The following is a 19325-nucleotide window of genomic DNA, read 5'->3' as shown; positions in this document are numbered from 1 at the left end:
CCCCGATGAGCATCAAGGCATCGCCCGAGGTCAATGCGATGATCTTCATCCTCACCGGGGAAAAGCTCATCGACGCCGATGAGGACCTCGCCTACGAGAGCCGTCGGCCCTACTCCGGCCTGGGCCGCAAGGTGGACCGGCTGTCCTCGCTGATCGACAAGTCGGTGCATGACATCGCCGAGGTCATGCCGGACGACCTGTCCAAGTCGTACGCCAAGGCGATGGGCATGCTCATCGACGACGGCGGAAAGAACTCCCTGCGCGAGTTCGCCGAACAGCTCGACAAGATCGCCGAGGGCCGGCGCAAGACGTCCATGGACATCATGGAGTCCAAGTGGCAGGTCATCGCCGAGGTCATCCGGCTGCTCATCGAGATCGCCATCTACCTGGCGATGTCCTTCTTCACCGGCGGTGCCTCGGCCAGCCAGATCATGATGGCCAAGCTGCGCAGCCGGTTCCTCATCCTCACCATGCTCACCCACCTGCTCCAGCGGCTGCACCTGGCGCCCTCGCTGACCGAGGCCTTCGCCGAGGCCTTCACCACCTTCGCGGTGCGGCTGGCGATGATGAACTTCGCCCCGGACGGCCGCCGTCCCGACGGCTTTGACTGGAACGACATCCTGAAGTCCGCCGCTTTCGGCGCCGCCGCGGGCTTCCTCACCAGCGTCTTCGACGACATCGCGAAGAAGATCGTCAGGAGCTACGACACCAACTTTCTCAAGAACGGGCCCGACCTCGACTTCAAGCCCGATCCCCACCTGAAGAACACCCCGAACCCCGAGTTCAAGAACAACGGCCCCGGCCCCAGGCCGGAGCCCGACCCCGGCCCCACTCCGAAGGACCGGCCGGACCCCGGCCACAACGCGAACGGCCCGGGCGTCACGAACAACCCGCCGCTCACCTTCCGGGACAACCCGCTCTCCTTCCGGAACAACCCGAACCTGTGGCGCAACAACCAGATCCTGCGCAACAACGCCGACCGGCCGGGCGCGCTGGCCGGGCACTACGGGCTCAAGGGGACGTCCGACTTCCTCGCCGCCGGCGCCGGCGAGGCACTCGCGGAGATCCTGATCAAGGGCGCCTTCGACGGTGACTGGTCCACCAGCTGGTCCACCTTCGTCGGCGCGGGGATCAGCAGCCAGGTCGAGGCCACGCTCACCGACACCGCCCTGAACAGTGGCGCCGAACTGCGGCACGTCATCGACACGTTGCGCAATCAGCCGCCCACCGTCTCCGCCGGCATCGGTGACACGGGCGACAGCGGTGACTCCGGCACGCGGGACAGCGCCGACTCCTCTCGCAGTCGGGGCGGCGACGGCCCGGACCGCGTCGGCGGTCCCTCGAACACCCACCTCACGGGCGGCGCCGACTCCACACGTACGTCCCCGCCGTCCGCTGGAGCGGACAGCCCGCCGTCGTACACCCTCCAGAACCCTCCGCAGAACTCCCCGGGCCCGCTGCCGGCGACGGCCGCCGAGAACACCCTGTGGCAGCAGGTCCACAACGGCTCCGCCGACGTCCGCGAGCAGGCGCTGCACGACATCGCCGCCCTGCGCGGCGCCCAGCCGCCCGGAGACGCGGAGATCGACGTCCGCGACAACCTGCACGGCAGCCTCTCGCAGGTGCCCGAGGTGCGGGTGGTGCCCGCCGGGGACGGTCCGGCGGTTCAGGGCGACGCCGACGAGGTCCGTCGCGTCTTGGACGGCTTCGGCACGCCGATCACAGTGGAGGCCCCCCGCACCGCCACGCCGGCCGCCTTCGACAACGGCCCCACGGCCGGCTCCGCGCCCTCCGCCGCCGACTCCGCGGGGGACCCCGGTGAGGACGGCCGGACCGAGCACATCGCCCGGGAGGGCGCCGCACCGGGGACGTCTGCGCCGAACCCGGTCGGGGACGCCTCGCAGAGCCACCACCAGAACTCTTCCGAGTCACCGGTCACGGGCTCCCCGGACAATGACGTCCGGAGTTCTCCGGACGAGACAGCCGGGCAGAGTGACCGCCCCTCCGCGGTTCCCGGGCAAGGGATCGGCGGCCCCACCGCCTCCAACGCCCCCACCCCCTCAGCCGCGCCCGGCACGGGCACCGGCACCCGCCCGGGTGGCGCTCCCGCCGCCGGAGGCACTTCGACCCCCTCCACCAGTGGGCCCCAGGGCACCCGGACCCCGGACGGCACAGCCCCGGCGGACGGGACGCCGACCTCGGCCGGCGACGCTTCGCAGACCTTGTCCGGCGACGGCTCTTCGGCGAGCACTGATCCGCCCACGACCACCAACCCGCCCTACGCCAACGGCTCCACGGGTTCCGACGAGAGCGTGCCTGCCCCGGCCGCCGAGATCACCACGGCCCCGCCGAAGGTGATCACCAACGGCTCGTACGCCGCCACCGACGACCAACCTGAGGGCAGCGGCGCGCGCGACATCAGCGGCCCGACCGGTCCGAGCGACGTGACGGCAGGGCCCGCCCTCTCCGGGAGCCCCACAGCCGCCCCCGTACCGCCGCTGACCATCGTGGTCTCGGACGTGCCGCCGCCGGGCGAGGGAACACGGGACGCGGCCGGACTGCTGGACGCGGCCGGGACCGATGGCGCCGTGGTGCTCGGGCCGCCCGTCGCTCCGGACGGGGCGGGACGGCCCGTACGCGCCGCGGTCGAGCTGACCCGCGAGGGGCCGGGCGCCCCGGTCCGCGTCCGTCCGCTCACCGGCGCGCCGCCCGTCACGACATCGGACGGCACCGCGGACGCCACCGGCAACACGGATACCGCGGACACGGCGTTCCCCGACGCGGACGTGCTGCTGCCGCTCGCCGCTGCCCTGGGCACGGGTCCGGCCCCGCAGGTGCGTCCCGCCACCGAGAGCGCCGTGAACAACGAGAGCTCCCCGGTCGTCTCCGCTGCGACTCGGCCCCTCACCACGTCCTCGGAGGTGGACCCGGGTGCGACGCCTCCGGCGCACGGCAGCGAAGTCAGCCCGGACCCCACGGCCACTGCCGAACGCGGAAGCTTCCCCCGCCAGGAGGCCGAGACGGCCGTCGACGTGCATCTGGAGTCCGGCCGCGGCGAGACCACCGGGACCGGGGGGGAGATCTCCGGCCCCGGGGGAGGGCCCGGTCCCGGGAACGGCGGCACGCCTCCGCCTGGGCCTGCCCGGCAGGACGGCGCCGCGACAGGCTTGGTGCCACCACCGTCGACCGGGCGCATCGTCGTGCGGCCCGCGGATGGCGAGGGCGGGCGGGTCGCGCCCGGGAACGCCCGGCGGGCCACGCTGCACGACTACCTGCCCAGGAGCCAGTGGTGGCGGATGTACATCGATCCCAAGAACCACGAGGCCGCGCAGGCCGCCTTCCCGGATGCTCCGGGCTCCTACTACGACCACGACCGTTCACCCGGTTTCGAGCAAGGCATGGTCGCGGCCTACACGCAGTTCCTGGCTGATCCGGAGACGGTCGGGACGCCGATGGACTCGTCGGCGTACCGGACGATGCACGGTCTGGCGACGAGCGGTCTCGGACGCTCTCTCGACTGGTCCGGTGGCCGCCCGACACACTTCCCGCTGCGCGGCGACGCGCTGGCCCCCGACATCTTCGATGAGCGGGTCGGGGGGCGAGCCCTGGTCTACGACATGACCACGCACGACTGGAAGGGTGGCCTGCCCCGGCCGCAGCCGGCCACCATCCTCACGCGCTTCCTGCACAGCAATCCGGCGCTGGCGACCAACTACAGAAAGAACGAGGCTCCCGGCCTCGTCGACTCTGTCTTTCAGGAGCACTACGCGAGGGTGGCCGCCCCCGACGCCGACGACACCGCGAAGCTCGCCTCGATCGCCCGTACGATCCGTGCCCTCCACGTGATCCACCCCTTCGAGGACGGCAACCTCCGCTCCAACGTCCAGATCCTGCTGCCCAAGCTGCTGCTGGAACAGGGCTACCGGCCGATCGTGCCCAACGACATGTACGGCCTGTTCCAGGGCGGTCGTTCGGTGGAGGAGATGGTCGGGTCCCTGATCGCCAACGGTGCCCTGGACACCGGTCCGCAGGATCTGCACGTGGAGTCGGGACGGGGAGACACCGACACCGGCGGCGCCAACCGCCGCGCACGCCCCGCGGGCGAGCCGGTCGTCACGACGCTGGACGGCCACCAGGTGCCCGTCGGGCAGTTGCGGCGCTGGGTGCCGGAGGCGGCCGTGAAGCCCCTACCGGGGCGCGCCGTACAGTCGCTGACCATCTCGCAGAGCCCGGCCGAGGACGGTACGGCGCACAGCGCGGGCCGTCGCGCGCTGCTCGGCCAGGACACCTTCCGCGGGGTGCGCACCACCTCCGCTCACCAGGACCCGAGCACCGGCACGGCCCAGCCCACCCCCCGTACGGTCTTCACCGGCCCGCCGACCGCGCTCCCCGGTTCCGGTACCGAGCGGGGCGCCGACTACTTCGTGAGCCACGGCACCCCCCGCACCGTCACGCTCGGCACCGACGACGCGGCCCGCCCCGCCGTGAAGGTCAGTGGCGTGCAGCTCGGCGAGGTCCTCAAGTCCTGGGCCCAGGACGGCGATCAGGAGCGGCCGCTGGTGCTGTTCTCCTGCGAGACCGGGCAGCAGCCGCAGGTGGCGGGGCTGCCGGTGGCCCAGCACGTGGCGAACCGGACCGGACGGCCGGTGTACGCCCCGACCACCGAGGTCGGGACAGCCCGGGATCATGACGGCGAGGTTCGCGCGGTACTCACCGAGGGCAGCGACGGGCCGGGACGCTGGCGTCTTTTCACCCCGGAGCCCGGTGGCGCCGAGCTGGACCGCCTGGCACGCGAGGCCGGTCTGCACACCGGTCCGGGACCGGCCGACGCCTTCGCCCGGACCCGTACCCTCCAGCAGATCCGCACCCTGCGCGACGCCCTCGGCGCGAACGCCGAACAGCAGCCGGAGAACCAGGAGTTGCTCGCCGGGTTGACGTATGTGGACGGTCTGCGCTGGCTCAGCCCGGACACCGCGGCCCGCTACGGCGACGGCCGGATGACGCCGGACCTGCTGCGCCGGATGGTCACCGACCGGCCCGGCGTCGCCGTCGACCCGGCGAGCGGGCCGACGACGGAGCAGTACGCCGAATTCCTGCGCGCCGCAGCCGAGTTGCGCTCCGCCGCCGGACCCGACACCACACTCGACGCCCTGCTGCCCCCGCCGCCGCCCGCGCTCGCGCCGAGCACCCTCATCTCGCCGGAGGACGTGCGCGGGCTCACCTACGCGCCCTCGGCGCAGATCACCTGGTCGCTCTCCAGCACCTCGCTGCCCCTGTCCGAGCTGGGCCTGAACGCCGAGGACACCATCGAACTCGCCCGCCGCAGGCCCGACCTGGCACCCACGCCGAGCCGCCCGGAGAGCTTCGCCGAAGACCTGACCCTGTTCAGCGACGGCGGCACGACAGCCGGCTCGACGGACGCCGTTCGGGCGGACGGCCGGAACTTCAGACGGCTGGACACCCCGGGCGACGGGAACTGCCTGTTCCGGGCGCTGCTCGACAGCGCGCGTAGCCAGGACGTACCGCCGGCCTGGGCGGCGCGGAACGTCGCCGGGCTGCGCGGACTTCTGCGTGAGCGGATCACCGGGTCCGAACTGGCCGCCGCGGCGGCGGAGGCCACCCCGGACCCGGTGCTCGCCGTGGTGGACGACCTGCGGATGACCGCGCTCGCCGGAGTACGCGACCCCGACGCGCAGAGCAGGATCACCCAGCGCTGGAACGGCATCGCGCAGGCGGTCGTCGACGACGGCGACCCCCGCCGGTGGCGGCGCATCCTGAGGGACAGCGGCTATCCGCAGCTCGCCGACATCGCGCCCACCCCGGACCACGCACGACGGCTCGGTACCGAGGGGCTCATCGCCGCGGCCGCAGAACACGCCGGACTGTGGGCCTCTCCGTTCGCCGACGTGCTCCCGCAGGCGCTCGCGCACACCCTCGACCTCGATCTGCGCCTCATCCAGTCCGACCCGCACGCACCGGGCAGCACCCTCGTCACCATCCTCCACCCGGGCGGGGGCGGCACCCTGCACCTGGCCTACAACGGCGCTGACCACTACGACGCCCTGATCCCGGCCACCGCCCCGCTCACCCCCTCACCGGACCCCGCCACGACCCCCGCCGACCGTGCCACCGACGAACCGGAGGGCTCCGACCCCTTCGGCGAGTGGCTGCGCGGCATGGGCGGGATCACCGACCTCGACCGCCCGGACGCCGAGACCCCCGACCGGGGCGAGCCGGTGCCGCTGGAGACGCAGCTCGAACGGCATCGCCCGGCCCGCCTGCTGACCGGGCCGGATGCCCGGCCGCCGGGCCCGGCACCGCGCACCGTCACCTTCGAGGACGGCAGCCGGCTGCCCACCGTCCTCATCGACCCGGGCGCCGAGCCGGATCCGGACGACGGCAGCCCCGAGTCCCGCACGGACGCCACCGGTCCAAGCCGGCCGACCGGCCTCTTCGCCGGTCCCGGCGTACTCACCCTGCGCTCGCCCGAGCAGGTGGCCCAGGAGATCCTCTCGCAGCTGCCGAAGAAGTTGCGCGACCAGTTCGACGAGGCGGAACTGCTGCGCCTGCTGACCGAACAACCCGGCGCCTTCACCGCCCCGCGCGGCGCACGTTTCGTGGGCCGGGAAGCGTCCGGCGTCGGCCACGAGATGACCGTCGAGGCCATCCCGTACCACCGCTGGGAACGCTTCTCCGACGTGAACGGCGGCACGACACGGCTGGACACCATGCGGCGCGGCCAGGCCGGTACGGGCGGCGGGCGCAGCGTCGGCCACGGACGCCGGATCGCCGCCGCGCTGAGCATGGGCCCGCCGCTCAACTGGCTGCTGAAGATCGGCGTTTCGCTGGGCTGGACCCGCCGAACCGACTACTCCTTGGGCACCCAGGCCTACCACCAGAGCGAGCACCGCGCCCACGAGGGCTCGCACCTGCACCTGGACGACGTCCACTACCGGGTGCGAGTGGAGCGCGTCACCGAGGCGCCGAGGACCAGGGGCGCGGACACCTCGCCCGCGACGGTCCCGCGCTGGCAGCGCAGCCAGGTGCACACCGCCCGGTTCGCCCTGCGGGACGGACTGAGCTGGCGGCTGCCGGACGACCTCACCGTGCCGTTCAACGGACCCCGGCGGGCGCCGCGGACGCTCACCTTCCCCGGCGGGACCGAGGCGCGGATGACCGACACCACCGGACTGCACCTGGTGGACCCGCCGGAGGACATCGCGCTCGCCATCTCCGGCGCCCGTCCCGGCAGTTCGGCGCACCGCACCCTGATCTCGTACGTCCGTCCGGGGCGGCTGCTCGCCCTGTTCGGCCGGTTCTCCGGACCGGTCAGCGGACCTGAGCTCACGCGGGGGAGCGGTCAGCACCCGCTGGGGCACCTCGTCGTCGAGCGGTCGATCCCGCACCGGGCCACCCTGGTCGCCGAGTCGGTCAAGGCGGAGCTGCGCGACCTGACCCAGACGACGTACCAGAACGAGCGCGGCCATGTCCGCGACACGCGCTTCGGTGTCCAGGTCACCGCCGGCCCCAACCACACCCTCGTCGGCCCGGAGACCGACGTACGTCTCCAGGGCGGGCCGCTCGTCCGCGCGGACCTCAGCTCCGGGCGCGGCCATTACCTCGGCACCGACGCTGCCCGCAAGACCACCGGCCGCGTCCGCAACCACCCCGTCGCGCTCTACCGGGTGGAGCGCACCCTGATGGTGCGCAAGGCCGGCGAGCCTGCGTCCGCGGCGCGTCCGGTGCGGGTGGTCAGCCTGGACTGGATCTCCACCCAGGACGCGCGTCGACTCGCGGGCTGGGACAGCCGTACGCCCGGACAGACGGGCCCGAACCCGGACGCCGAGCCGCCGGTGCCCTGGTACCTCTCGCGGGAGGACCCGGTCCATCTCAGTGGCCAGGTCCGCGCCGAGGGGTTCCGTCCGGGCCGCCCGCACAACGCCGTGGCGAACCCGGTACCGGCCCAGACGCAGAACCAGGGCGGTCAACCCGCCCCCCAGGACCCCCTGCGTACCTTCGCGGACGCCGTCCTCGACACGCTGCACCTCTCGTACCCGTCCCTGTTCGTACCGCCGCTGGTGCTGCGGCATCCGCGGCTGGCCCGGTTCTGGTACGGCGACGGGCGGATGCGGACCGCGCTGCACAACGACCGTCAGGTCCGCGAGGCGCTCAACCGGCCCAGCCTGGCGCAGAGTCTGGACGACCTGAGCACCACCGGCGTGCCGGTCACCCTCACCGAGGACGGAAAGGTGCGCCGCGGACACCACACGCTCATCCTGCGGGCACGGCTCACCGACCGGCGGTTCGAGACCACCATGAGCGAACGCTCGCTGCGCAACGCGGTGATCGGCACCGAGGTCTCCGGCCAGGGGCAGCAGGCGTCCACCACGCTGTCCGGCGGTGTCGAGCTGGGCATCTCCCCACGTGACCACGACAAGGTGCCGGAGGTCGGGCTGCCGCGCCAGGCCGGCAACGTGTCCCTGGGGGCCCGCTACGCCAAGACCGACCAGAAGGCGACCCGCAGCACGGCCGCGGTCACCCACGACCACCTCATGTTCCAGAACGGGGCCGACCTCTACAGCTACCAGGTGGAGCTGGGAGCCTCCTTCGAGGGCCACCGCCGTCCGCGCGGCTGGGCGCGGCTGGCCTCGCTCGGCCTCCTCGGCGCCGGTGTCTTCGTCAGCAAGGTCGAGGAGCGCCCGCTGTTCAGCCGCGGCAGCGAGACCGTGGGGCGGGTGGAGCTGGCCGTGCCCGCGGCGCACGGCTCCGACCGCCACGCCCCCGCCGACCCGCCGCCCACCGGACCGGCACCGATGCCCGCACCTGTTCGGCTCTCCGCCCTCGAGGCCGACCAACTCCTGGACGGCACCCGCCCGTTGCCGAGGACGGACTCGGCCGGCCAACGGCTGGTCCGCAGGCTGCTGCGCGCCCCGCACGTGGTGCTCAGCACGGAGGGCGGCGCACAGCGGCAGCAGCTGATGCAGGACACCGCCGACCGCGCCTCGGGCACCTCGTGGCACGTCAGCGCGCCCGGCGCCCCGGCGCGCGGTGCGCTGCGCCGGGCGATGGCGAACCTCCACGTCGCCGGCCAACTCGGGCAGTACCTGGGCCCGTTCGGCTCACGCGTCACCGGACTGGGCGGCGCCGGACCCCTCCAGACCCACTACCTGAAGGCCGCGATCCACGGCGAGCTGGACAACCTGCGGGTCAGGAGCGATCCGAAGCCGGCCAGCCTCGAAGCGACCATCGGCAACGAGCACCGTGTCGCCGGCAGCGCGAGCTCCGTCTCGCGCGCCACCCTCGGCGTCCAGGGCGCCGATATGCCGCTCCAGCAGGCCCCCGGTCAGCCGGCAGTGGTCGGCTCCTACTCGACCGCCCTCCAGTACGCCTGGGGCAGGGGCCGCAGTGTCGCGCAGACCCTCACCCGGGGACGCAACACCACCCTCACCTACGCCGGCCGTATGTACCTGGTGGTCGCCGACGCCGCCGAGACCGTCGCCGTACGGGACCGCTGGACGGCCGCCATGGGCATGGTGGGCACGCGCGCCGGGACCAGGATCAGTTCCGCGGCCGGAGGACTGTCCCAGCGTCTCGGCCGCGCACTCGCCCCGCGCCGGGCCGCCGCCACGCTCCAGCGCGTGCGCGACGCGGTGATGTTCCACCTGCCCATGCAGGACGTCATCGAGGCCGGGCTCGCCCCCGACGGCCTCGGCACCACCACCCCGCGCAATCTGGGTCGCGGCTACCGGGTGCCGCCCTTCCTGCGCGGCCGCCGTTTCCCCAGCCACCCCAGCGGCCAGCTCGACGCGAGCCACGCCGCCCACCACCTCATGGGGCGGCTGACGAAGATCGGCGTGTCCTCGCACGACCGGGAACAGGTCCTCCAGCGGCTCTCGCCGGACTTCCTGCGCGCCCATCTGCACGAGTTGACGACCGACGGGATGACCCTGCCGGTCCGCTACCGCACCTGGACCAGCCCGAGCCATCTGCCGGTCGGCGGCAGCCCCGGCCAGGTCCGGTTCAAGCTGACCCCGGTCACCACCACCGTGGAACGGCTGCGCACCGGTTTCGAGCTGGAGGACTACCGGACCACCGCCCGCGACGACTCCGGCAGTTCCTCTCAGGACCGCGGCGCCGACGTGACGCTGAGCGCCGGCCAGCGTGCGGCGGAGAGCGGCGTCCTGCTCGCCAACCCCTCGCTCCAGGGCACCGCCGCCAAGCAGCGCGGCAGCACCCGCACCGAGACCACCGGCACCACCTCGATGCCGAACATCGCCACCACCCAGGCACACGCCGAGATCGTCACCAGCTACGTCCTGACCGTCACGATGACGGACGCGACCGGCGAGCTGTTGTCACCGCGCGCCGTCGCATCGGTCGGCACCCTCAACGAGATCGTCCCGGCCGGCCTGCTCACCCCCGTCGGCGACGGCACCGACGGCGCGCTCACCGAGGAGGACGTGCCCGAACCGGAACGTGCCGTACGGATGCTGACGGCTGATCAGGCCCGCCCGCAGGGCATCGCCTCCTGGCGCAGCGGCGCCGACGGCAGCGGCACCGCCGACCCGGACGTGCTGCCCTTCGACGACCGCATCGGCTCCGGCGTCCTCGCCGTGGACATCCGCGGCGCGGCCAACGTGCAGGACGCCCTGACCCTCGCCACCGCACGCGCCGACGGCCTCGGCGACAGCGACCTCGGCCGCCGCCACACCGGCAACGGCCTCGCCGAACGCGTGCGCATGGCACGCCTCACCCCGCTCACCGGCCTCGGCACCGCCCCCGCGCAGGCCCAGCAGGAGGCCACCGCACAAGTCGGACTGACCGCCGGTTTCCGTGAAGCGCTCGGCCCGGACGGCTCACCGCTGCCCGCCCAGGCCTCCGCCCGCCTCTTCGGCCAGTCCCACACCGCCGACTCCCGCCTCTACGCGAGGATGCACCGCAGCGGCACCCGGCTCCTCGCCGTCGAGAGCAAGCCGCGCATGGAGGCCATGCAGCGCTCCAAGACCTCCGACGCGCTGGAAGCCGGCATCACCGACAACGTCGAGGGCGCGATCGGCACCTCGCCCCTGGCGGGCAACAGCAACGCGGGCGTTACCAATCCGGGCGCCACGGTCCCGATCGGCGGCGCCAACGACGGCACCGCCCTCAAGGGCACCGCGGACACCACGCTCGGCACCCACCTCAAGGTCGTCACCGACCGCAGCATGCTCTTCGCGATTCCGGTGAGTTGGCTGTCCGTGGCCCAAGTGGACCACCACTTCACCGACAGCCGCCCCCTGCACGCGCTCGGCAAGGCCGAGCGCGGCCCGCGCGCCGCCGAGGCCGAGACCACCGCCCTGGTCTGGCTGCGCGAGGACATCGCCCGCGACTACGGCCTCCTGGACGACACCACGTTTCCCGACGAGGTAGGCGCCGCCTGGGACGCCATGGCCAAGGCGGCAGGTGATCTCGCCGCGGCCGAGAAGAACTACTACGACGCCCGGGCGCGGGCCCGTGAGACCTGGCTGGACCTGACCCCGCTGGGACAGGCCGCACTCGGCGACGACCACCCAGACCGGCCGACCGTCCTGCCCCGGGCGATGGCCCAGTCCCCGGCCGTCGCCGCCTGGCAGGCCGCCCGAGAAGAGGTCCGCCGCTGGGAGGCACACACCGACACCGCCGCCGCGGACCACCACCGGCTGCACCTCGCGGCCTCCCGCCTGACCGCCCACCACCAGGGCCGGGCGACGGTCCCGGTGCCGGACCGGGCGCAGGAGTACATCGCGCCGGCCTGGCGCTCCGAGGCACCCGAGCCGTACCGGATCACCGCCGGTACCGACTCCGCGCCGCGCACCCTCACCTCGCCGGACGGCACCACGGTGCGCGACGTGCATGACATGCCGCACGACGGCGCCTCGTTCTTCCACGCGCTCATCGCCGTCGCCCAGGACCGCGGCCGGCTGCCCCACCTCCTCGGCACCGATCTCGCGGCCCGGTTCACGGCCGCCCCCGGCGACCCGGCCGTCACCGAGCGGGCGGTGCGCGCCGCCCGCAACCGCCTCGCCTGGGAACTGGGTGAGACCCACAACGCGGACCTGCTCGACACCCTCGCCCTCGACGCCGCGGACACCTTCACGCAGGACGAACTCGACTTCGCGCAAGTGCGGTTGTCCCCGGCCCAGCAGGCCGAGTTCGACGCATTCGGCCGGCTCCCGCAGACACTCTGGCCGACCCCCGAGCAGCGGGTGGCGCTGGCCACGGCGGCCATGCTCCGCCCGTTCACCAGCGAGCCCCAGCAGGACGGCACCGGGCGCCCGGACGGCGAGCCGGCACCGCCCGAGCGCCGCGCCGGTGACCACGGCGGCGCCGACCTGCTGCCCGCCCTCGCCGCCCGGCTCCTCGGCACCCCGCTCACCGTCGTGACCGGCGAGGGCCGCGAACAGCGCTTCCTCCCGCACGGAACGGACCCCGCCACCGTCAACCCGGCCCGCGATCCCGTCCTGTTCGCCGCCGACGGCTACTTCCACGCGGCCCTTCCGCCCGGCACCCCGCCCCCCGTGGCCACCGCGCTGCCGACGCCGGCGAACACGTCCGGCACCGGCACGAACGCCGACGCAACCTCGGACACCGACCGCACGCGCAGCATCCCCGCGCCGCACCGCAGCCACGCCACCCCGCCCTGGCACCCGCCCGCCGAGGGCACCGGCCCGCGCTACCGACTCGCGCGTGACGGCGTCCTCACCGCACCAAACGGCGCCACCTACACCCAGGGCACCCCGAGCGGCCGCGGCAACGGCTTCTTCGCCGCGCTCTCCACCTCCCTGCACCAAGCGGCCCGACAGCCCGGCCTGGACCGCCACGAGGCCGCACGACTGCGCCTGCGCGCCGACACACCGCCCGCCCAGCTGATGCGTCTCAACGGGCTGCCCGGCGCCAGGGCCGAGCGCGACTCGCTCTTCACACCGCCACCCCTGACCATCCGCCCAGGCGCGCCCGCACCGAGCCAGGACGCCCGCGACGGCCACCTGCGCCGCCACCTCGCCGAAGCCCCCTGGGGCCCCGGGGCCGACCGGACGGTGGCCGAGTGGGCCGCCGCCGCGACGGGCACCACGATCACCCTCATCGAGGAGAACGGCACCGCCCACACCTACCCCGGACCCTCCGGCGAAGCCGGCCCGCACCTTCGACTCCGGCGCCGCGGCGGCGACTTCGTCCCCCTGATCCAGCACACCCCGGCACCCCAGCCGGCCGCGCCGCCGCCGCACCAGGACCCGGCCGCCATCCCACTGCCCCCGTCGCCCACATCACCGACCGGCAGCACCATCCGGGCTGCCGGCGCCGCGGGCGACCTCGGTCCGGCGGCTCGATAGCGCCGCGACGGCGTCAGCGCGTCCCACGCGGCCGTCTGCCCGGCGATCCGGTCAGTCGGAACTCCTCAGACGTGGGGGCCCGACCTGGTGAAAGGCCGGTGTCGTACACGAGCCCGCCGGGCAGCGGGACGCGGTCAGCCGCGTAGTCGCAGGCGACAAACCTCGCGACGTCGGCGATCCTCCCCGGGATACTGGTCGCCCATGGATGAGGTCAAAGTCGTCGTCGCCCACTCCGAGCGCGCGACTCTGCGCATCGGCGACGTGTTCTTGAAAGTGGACGCCGATCAGGCGCGGATCGACGTCGAGGTCGAGGCGATGTCCCTCGCGCCGGTCCCGACCCCGAAGGTCCTGTGGCGCAAGCCGCACGTGCTCGCGATCGCCGCACTCCCGGGGACGACGCTTGGGCGCCTCGGCGAGCCGTCGACCAGGTCGCCGACAGCGTGGGCCGCGGCGGGCACCGCCATCCGCAAGCTGCACGACGCGCCCCTGCCGCCCCGGCCCGGCAGGGCCGGCCGGAGCATCGTCCCACTGACGGCGGAACTCGACGCCGAGTGCGAGGTGCTCGTGACCAACGGCCTCCTGCCCGCCGACGTGGTCACCCGCAACCGCCAGGTCGCCGAGGCCGCGCTCCGGCCGTGGACTGCGGCGTTCACACACGGCGACCTGCAGATCGCGCACGTCTTCCTCGACGGCGACGAGGTCACGGGCATCATCGACTGGTCCGAGGCGGGCCAGGGTGATGCCCTGTACGACCTCGCCACCTTCACGCTCGGACACGAGGAGCACCTCGACGACGTCGTCGCCGGCTACTGCACCGACATCGACCTCGACGTGATCCACGCATGGTGGTCGCTGCGAAGCCTGCTGGCGGTTCGCTGGCTGATCGAGCACGGCTTCGACCCGTTCGCGCCGGGCTGTGAGGTCGACGTCCTGCGATCCCGGATGTAGGGCACGGGGTGAAACGACACGTCGTCGACTTTCAGCCACACGCCTACAACGTCCCGGTACGGAAAGGTACTTCCGTACCGGACGACCCGTCTGACATCTTGCATCCACCACTCGTTTCGTACGGCCCGGCCAGTGCCCTCAGCACGGCCGGGCCGTTTCCGGAGGATGCCTTGATACCCCACATATCCAGCCGCTCCAGACGCACGCTGGTGCTGGCTGCCACGCTCGGTGCCGCCTTCGCGTTCGGCGCCCCGGGCGCCCTCGCAGGCACGCTCCCCGTCGCACCCTCCACCCTGCCGACCGCCAAGGCTCACGCTCCGGTGGCCGCGGCCGCTTCCCAGAACGCGGCCTGGGTGGCCGGCACGCGTGCCTACCTCGTGATCACCGCCCCCGGCGACAGTTCGGCGGTCCGCTCCGCGATCGAGGCCAACGGCGGCACCGTCTTCTCGAACTTCGACGCCATCGGCGTGATCGTCGCCCACTCGGCGTCCAGCGGATTCGCCGCCACCATGCGCGGCGTCGCCGGCGTGCAGCAGGTCGGCGCCACGCGCACCTCGGACGTCCCGGCCGACGCCTACAACCCGGCGCTCCCAGCCAATCCGGCTCAGGCCTCGACACCGGCCGGAGAACCGGTCCGGGCCGACATGAGCCAGATCAAGGCCGACCAGGCCTGGGCCGTGAACCCGGGCTCCGCCTCGGTCAAGGTCGGCATCCTGGACACCGGTGTGGACGACCAGCACCAGGACCTGGCGCCCAACTTCAACGCGGCCGACTCGGTCTCCTGCGCCTACGGCAAGCCGGACACCCGTGCCGGCGCCTGGCGGGACGTCGACACGCACGGCACCCACGTAGCGGGCACCATCGCCGCGGCCAAGAACGGCAAGGGCGTCGTCGGCGTGGCCCCCGGGGTGACGATCTCCGCGGTCCGCGTCGCCGAGCCGGGCAACTCCTTCTTCTTCGCCGAGAACACCATCTGCGGCTTCGTCTGGGCCGGTGACCACGGCTTCAAGGTCACCAACAACAGCTATTACACGGACCCGTGGCAGTTCAACTGCCCGGACAACATCGACCAGGCCGCCATCATCGAGGGCGTCAAGCGCGCCCAGGAGTACGCCGAGAACAAGGGCTCCCTCCAGATCGCCGCCGCGGGCAACGAGAACTACGACCTCGCCCACAAGACGACCGACTCCGCGAGCCCGAACGACTCGACGCCGGTCACCCGCACCATCACCAACGCCTGCCTCGACATCCCGACCGAACTGCCGGGCGTGGTCACCGTCGCGGCCAACGGCACGGGCGTCACCAAGGCCTCGTTCTCCAACTACGGGCAAGGCGTCATCGACATCGCGGCGCCGGGCAGCAGCGTGTACTCCACCGTCCCCGGCGGCGGCTACGGCAGCAAGAGCGGCACCTCGATGGCCACCCCGCACGTGGTCGGCGTGGCGGCACTCATCGCCAGCGCCAACCCGGGCATCACCCCCGCGCAGATCCGCGCCAAGCTCGCCGCCCAGGCGAACGACGTCGCCTGCCCCTCGGACAGCCGCTGCACGGGCACCACGGCCAATAACTCGTTCTTCGGCGAGGGACAGACCGACGCCCTCAAGGCCGTCGGGACCACCCCGCCGCCCGGCAAGTACTTCGAGAACCTCGCGGACTTCGCCATCAACGACAACGCGACCGTGGAGAGCCCGATCGCCGTCACCGGCGTGACCGGCAACGCCCCGGCCACCCTCAAGATGGGTGTGGACATCAAGCACACCTACATCGGCGACCTGAAGGTCGACCTGGTGGCGCCGGACGGCACCGTCTACGCGCTGCACAACCGCACCGGCGGCAGCGCCGACAACATCGCCCAGACCTACACCGTGAACGCCTCCTCGGAGGTCGCGAACGGCACCTGGAAGCTGCGCGTCAACGACAACGCCGCCTCCGACACAGGCAAGATCGACGCCTGGAACCTGACCTTCTAGCGCAGGGCCCGGCAACGCCCAAGCCCTCCGTCCGCGGCCGCGGACGGAGGGCTGCGGTCTGTTCGGCCAGGGCTGCGAACCGGTGGGCGACAGAGGGCATTTGGGCTTCGGCAGCGGTGTACGCCGCGGTCGGAGCCCATATGGCGAGGGCACGGGGCCGGCGATCTGTGGCTGCTCCGTGTGGGCGCGAGCGACGGGAAGCCCCGACCGCAGGCAGGCGGCGGGGCCCGAGGATGTCGGCTATATGCGCCCCGGAACAGTGCGTCAGAGCATGGCGAGCCGCTCCACCAGCAGCTCCGTCCTGCGCTCGGTGTCCTGCGGCGGCAGCCGTCCCGCACGGGTCAGGGTGGCCAGTCCGTGCAGGGACGCCCAGAACGTCTCGGTGAACAGCTCAGGGCGCACACCGTCCCCGGCGACCTCGCTGAGGCACTCCAGCAGCGCGGCGAAGGCGTCCTTCAGCGGTTCGGGGGTGTCCTCCTGCGCGTACGGCAGGCCGCCGTCGAGCTGGAACAGGGCGTCGTAGACCGCCGGATGGCGTTCGGCGAAGGCGAGGTAGGCGCGGGCCAGCGCGGTGACCCGGGCGCGGGGCCCGTCGGCGGCAGCGGTCGCGGCCCGCATCGCCGCGGCCATCTCGGTAGCGCCCTGCAGAGCGACGGCACCGATGATCTCGCGCTTGCCGCGGAAGTGGCTGTAAAGGACGGGCTGGCTGTATTCGATGCGTTCGGCGAGCCGGCGGGTGGTGACCGCGTCCCAGCCCTGTTGCTCGGCGAGTTCGCGGGCGGTGGCCACGATGAGGCGCTCGCGCTCCGCCCGTTCGCGCTGCTTGCGTTCTTGTACCGACATGATTTGATCCTAGCACCGCTAGATATTCGAGCGACTGCAGTGATAGCGTTGCTTCATTACCTAGCGATGCTAGATCCCAGGAGGGGTCATCATGCTCAATGCGCTCGAGGTCGTCACCATCGTGGTCGTCGGCGTGATGGTAGGGGTGGAGTTCGCCGTCCCCTTCTTCATCAACCCGATCCTCAACGCACTCCCAGGCGACAACGGCCTACGAGGCCGCGTCCACGGCGCCCGAGTGGGCGGGGCCGTGATGCCGTTCTGGTATATCGGCTCTCTCGTCCTCGTCGGGGTCTGGGCCGTCGCCGGATGGGACGACGAGGGCACCGGCCTCGTCGTGACCGCCGCCGCGCTGCTGATCGCCAGCGTGCTGATGTCGATTATGGTGCTCGTCCCGATCAACAACCGAGTCAAGACGTGGACCGAGGGCAGCCGGCCGGCCGACTACAAGGAGCAGATGAAGCGCTGGGACCGCTGGCACTACGTCCGCATCGCTGTCATCGTCGCCGCCTTCGCCTGCCTGGCGGCCGCCCTCACCTGAGCCCGCGGGCGGGCTCGGCGCCGAAGGGACAGTCCCACTCCTCGTGCGGCAGCGGATCACCGAAATCCCGACGTCCGGGCATGCAGCTGCCGCTGAGAGTCCATACCTGAGATCCCGACAAGCTAGGCCACTCAATCACCGGAGTGGTCTTCACCGGGGTGGTGATGGCGTAAGGTGGCGATCACCGGCGCGGGGTGGAGCAGCTCGGTAGCTCGCTGGGCTCATAACCCAGAGGTCGCAGGTTCAAATCCTGTCCCCGCTACTGCGATGCAGGGCCCGGATCCACACGGATCCGGGCCCTGTCGCATCTGTCCTGCCGCTCGTTCGTTGAAGGTGGCATGACGGACGGCATGGGATCAGACCGGACAGCGGTGGCCTACGCCCGGCTGACGGGCGCCTACTGGCTTGAGCCTCAAGACGACGGGAACGCCGGCGGTGCGGAAGCAGGCCTGGCGGGATGTACCGATCACGTGGTCGCGGCTGACGTCGAACGGCCGCAGTGGATGAGCCGGGTACGGGTGGTGATGCTGCCGGTGGCGGTGGTCGTGGTGGCCTGCGCGCTGGCCGTGGCAGCGCTGTGAGTACGCGTCAGGTGTGACGGGCGCGGTGAACGAAACTCAGCCAGGCAGCACCGCTCAGGGCGCGGGGCCCCGGGCGGCTGGGACAGTGGGGAGTGGCGGCCGCCGCGCTCGGTCGGCGATAGCCGGCGGCCGCAGGCACGAGGATCCGCGTCTCCCCCTCCGGGACACGCCCTCGCGCGGGATCGTCCCTGTGGCCGTGGGGCGAGCGGGAGCGCGCACCAACTCCGCAGCGACGCAAGGACGATGGCCGGGGCCGCAAGCGGCACCCCCCTGCGGGGCAGCGGACTCCGGCCACCCGAACGGGCAGTCGCAGCGGGACGCTTGTGTGTTCTCAGGTTGTGCGTGGCCAGGCGGCTTGTGCGTCGGGGACGGTGCCGTAGATCCGCAGGATCTGGTCGGTCCCAGTGAACTCCAGGAGCCCCGCAGGATCGCGGGCACGCTGGCCGGGAACAGCACGATGCAGCGTGAGGGGTGCTGAAGGACCTCCTCGAACCGCCCGCGCAGCAGCGCCTGCTGGGATCCGTCCTCCGTCCGATCAATTGGGTCGACACTCCTTCCAAGCTGCGGGAAACTCCTGGCGATGACTCAACGAACCGACACGCCTCCTGCGTGGGACGAGCGCACGCAACTGGTCACCTTCCTGGATTACGCCCGCGACACCGCGCGCGCCAAGTGCGCGGGAGTGTCCGCCGAAGACGCCTGCAAGGCCCCGCTCCCGGGTTCGCCGCTGATGACGTTGTGCGGGTTGATCAGCCATCTGCGGTGGGTCGAGTACTACTGGTTCCACGTGATGTTTTTGGGCGAGGAGCTCGCGGGGCCGCTCGCCGAGGCGACCGACGATGATCCCGACCCGGAGATGCGGACAGCGGTCGATATACCGTTGCCCCAGCTTCTCGCCGAGTACGAGGAGCAGAGCGCCCGCTGCCGTCGCCTGGTGGCCGAACACGACCTGGACTCGACGGCCAAGCGTCCCATCAGCGACGGCCGCCACGTCGACCTCCGGTGGGTGATCCTCCACCTCATCGAGGAGACGTCCCGTCATAACGGCCACCTCGACGTCGTACGTGAGCTCGTCGACGGGCGGACCGGCGCCTGA

General features: G+C 72.5%; 7 protein-coding genes and 1 tRNA gene. 7 read left to right on the top strand and 1 reads right to left on the bottom strand.

Annotation, left to right across the window (positions count from 1 at the left end; translation table 11 throughout):
* Positions 1-5 precede the first annotated feature (5 nt).
* The 3 genes from OG381_RS02625 (at position 6) to OG381_RS02615 (ending at position 16267) form a co-directional block, all read left to right on the top strand.
* Positions 6-13349 (top strand): WXG100-like domain-containing protein, encoded by a 13344-nt coding sequence (locus tag OG381_RS02625; RefSeq protein WP_327714433.1) that lies wholly within the window; start codon positions 6-8, stop codon positions 13347-13349.
* A 201-nt stretch (positions 13350-13550) separates the two neighbouring features.
* Positions 13551-14297: a phosphotransferase family protein gene (locus OG381_RS02620; RefSeq protein ID WP_327714432.1), complete on the top strand. Its 747-nt coding sequence runs from the start codon at positions 13551-13553 to the stop codon at positions 14295-14297.
* A gap of 209 nt (positions 14298-14506) precedes the next feature.
* A complete protein-coding gene (locus OG381_RS02615) occupies positions 14507-16267 on the top strand; it encodes a S8 family peptidase (RefSeq protein ID WP_327722365.1) in 1761 nt (586 codons plus the stop codon).
* A 264-nt stretch (positions 16268-16531) separates the two neighbouring features.
* On the opposite strand, the gene OG381_RS02610 is transcribed toward OG381_RS02615, so the two are convergent.
* Positions 16532-17110 carry a TetR/AcrR family transcriptional regulator gene (locus tag OG381_RS02610; RefSeq protein ID WP_327714431.1) on the bottom strand — a complete coding sequence of 193 codons (579 nt, stop codon included), beginning with the start codon at positions 17108-17110 and terminating at the stop codon, positions 16532-16534.
* Positions 17111-17201: 91 nt separating this feature from the next.
* On the opposite strand from OG381_RS02610, the gene OG381_RS02605 reads away from it, so the two are divergent.
* The 4 genes from OG381_RS02605 to OG381_RS02590 all read left to right on the top strand — a co-directional run bounded on the left by OG381_RS02605 (position 17202) and on the right by OG381_RS02590 (position 19325).
* Positions 17202-17648, top strand: a complete 447-nt coding sequence (locus OG381_RS02605; RefSeq protein WP_327714430.1) for a DUF1772 domain-containing protein — start codon at positions 17202-17204, stop codon at positions 17646-17648.
* Between the two features lie 188 nt (positions 17649-17836).
* Positions 17837-17910, top strand: a tRNA-Met gene (locus OG381_RS02600).
* 76 nt (positions 17911-17986) lie between these two features.
* Positions 17987-18229 carry a hypothetical protein gene (locus tag OG381_RS02595; protein ID WP_327714429.1) on the top strand — a complete coding sequence of 81 codons (243 nt, stop codon included), beginning with the start codon at positions 17987-17989 and terminating at the stop codon, positions 18227-18229.
* Positions 18230-18809: 580 nt separating this feature from the next.
* A complete protein-coding gene (locus OG381_RS02590) occupies positions 18810-19325 on the top strand; it encodes a DinB family protein (protein ID WP_327714428.1) in 516 nt (171 codons plus the stop codon).

Source organism: Streptomyces sp. NBC_00490 (genome assembly GCF_036013645.1).
In the GTDB taxonomy this organism is placed as follows: Bacteria; Actinomycetota; Actinomycetes; order Streptomycetales; family Streptomycetaceae; genus Streptomyces; species Streptomyces canus_F.
Note: the sequence above shows the minus strand (reverse complement) of the source record. Positions and strands in the feature narration are given on the sequence as shown.

Excerpts from the sequence above, each read along its gene's own strand:
- OG381_RS02590 (WP_327714428.1), top strand. The coding sequence starts at position 18,810 with ATGACTCAACGAACCGACACGCCTCCTGCGTGGGACGAGCGCACGCAA.
- OG381_RS02625 (WP_327714433.1), top strand. The coding sequence starts at position 6 with ATGAGCATCAAGGCATCGCCCGAGGTCAATGCGATGATCTTCATCCTC.
- OG381_RS02605 (WP_327714430.1), top strand. The coding sequence starts at position 17,202 with ATGCTCAATGCGCTCGAGGTCGTCACCATCGTGGTCGTCGGCGTGATG.
- OG381_RS02610 (WP_327714431.1), bottom strand. The coding sequence starts at position 17,110 with ATGTCGGTACAAGAACGCAAGCAGCGCGAACGGGCGGAGCGCGAGCGC.
- OG381_RS02620 (WP_327714432.1), top strand. The coding sequence starts at position 13,551 with ATGGATGAGGTCAAAGTCGTCGTCGCCCACTCCGAGCGCGCGACTCTG.
- OG381_RS02595 (WP_327714429.1), top strand. The coding sequence starts at position 17,987 with ATGACGGACGGCATGGGATCAGACCGGACAGCGGTGGCCTACGCCCGG.